Origin of the sequence: Micromonospora sp. NPDC006766 (assembly GCF_040636055.1) — a bacterium.
Classification (GTDB): domain Bacteria; phylum Actinomycetota; class Actinomycetes; order Mycobacteriales; family Micromonosporaceae; genus Micromonospora.
Genome location: NZ_JBEYIX010000145.1, coordinates 1 through 1,042, shown reverse-complemented (window position 1 = coordinate 1,042; position 1,042 = coordinate 1). Strand labels below are relative to the sequence as shown.

The following is a 1,042-nucleotide window of genomic DNA, read 5'->3' as shown; positions in this document are numbered from 1 at the left end:
CCGGTGACGTGTTGGGTGAGGTCGATGATGTGGGCGCCGATGTCGCCGAGGGCGCCGGAGCCGGCCTTGTCCTTTTGGAGTCGCCAGACGAGGGGGAACTGGGGGTCGGTGATCCAGTCCTGGAGGTAGACCGCGCGGACGTGGCGGATGTCGCCGAGTCGTCCGTCGGTGATGAGTTGCCGCATCAGGGTGACCGCGGGTACGCGGCGGTAGTTGAATCCGCACATCGCGCGGATCCCGTTCGCGCGTGCGTGGGTGGCGGCGGTGGCCATCTGTCGGGCCTCGTCGACGGTGTTGGCGAGGGGTTTCTCGCACAGCACGTGTTTGCCTGCCGCCAGTGCGGCGATGGCGATCTCGTGGTGGCTGTCTCCTGGTGTGCAGATGTCGACGATGTCGATGTCGTCGGATTCGACGAGGCGCCGCCAGTCGGTGGTGTGTGTGTCCCAGCCGAGTCGGGTGGCGGCGGCGGCGACTTTGGTGTCGTCGCGGCCGCAGATGAGGCTCATCCGCACGTGGGCGGGCAGGTCGTAGACGCGGTTGACGGTGCGCCAGGCTTGGGAGTGCGCGGCGCCCATGAACGCGTATCCGACCATGCCGACCCGTAGGAGGTTGGTGTTGGTGGACAAGGTGGGTCTCCCTGCGGTGTGGTTTAGAACCCGAGCTTGAGGTAGTCGCCCGCGTTCTCCTTGGTGATCGTCTCGGAGGCCAGGACGATCTCCTTCGGGACCTGCAGTTCCACCAGGTCGGACATGCCGCGGGACTGGCCGATCAGCCGGGCCAGGCTGATGGCCGAGGACGCCATCGACGGGCTGTAGGTGACGGTGGCCTTCAGGACGGTGTTGTCGGCCTGGATGTCTTGCATGGCCTTCTTGGAGCCGGCGCCGCCGACCATGAAGAATTCCTTACGGTTGGCCTGGTTCACCGCGGCCAGGACACCGATGCCCTGATCGTCGTCGTGGTTCCACACCGCGTCGATCTTCGGCAGGGCCTGGAACAGGCCGGTCGCGGCCTGCTGACCGGAATCGGCGGTGAACTCGGCCGG

General features: G+C 66.7%; 1 protein-coding gene and 1 pseudogene. Both read right to left on the bottom strand.

Annotation, left to right across the window (positions count from 1 at the left end; genetic code table 11):
* Positions 1-626, bottom strand: a 626-nt coding sequence (locus ABZ671_RS32785) for a Gfo/Idh/MocA family oxidoreductase (RefSeq protein ID WP_357865473.1), incomplete at its 3' end; no start/stop codon positions are given.
* Positions 627-649: 23 nt separating this feature from the next.
* A pseudogene (locus ABZ671_RS32780) lies at positions 650-1,042 on the bottom strand (sugar ABC transporter substrate-binding protein); the annotation flags it as partial.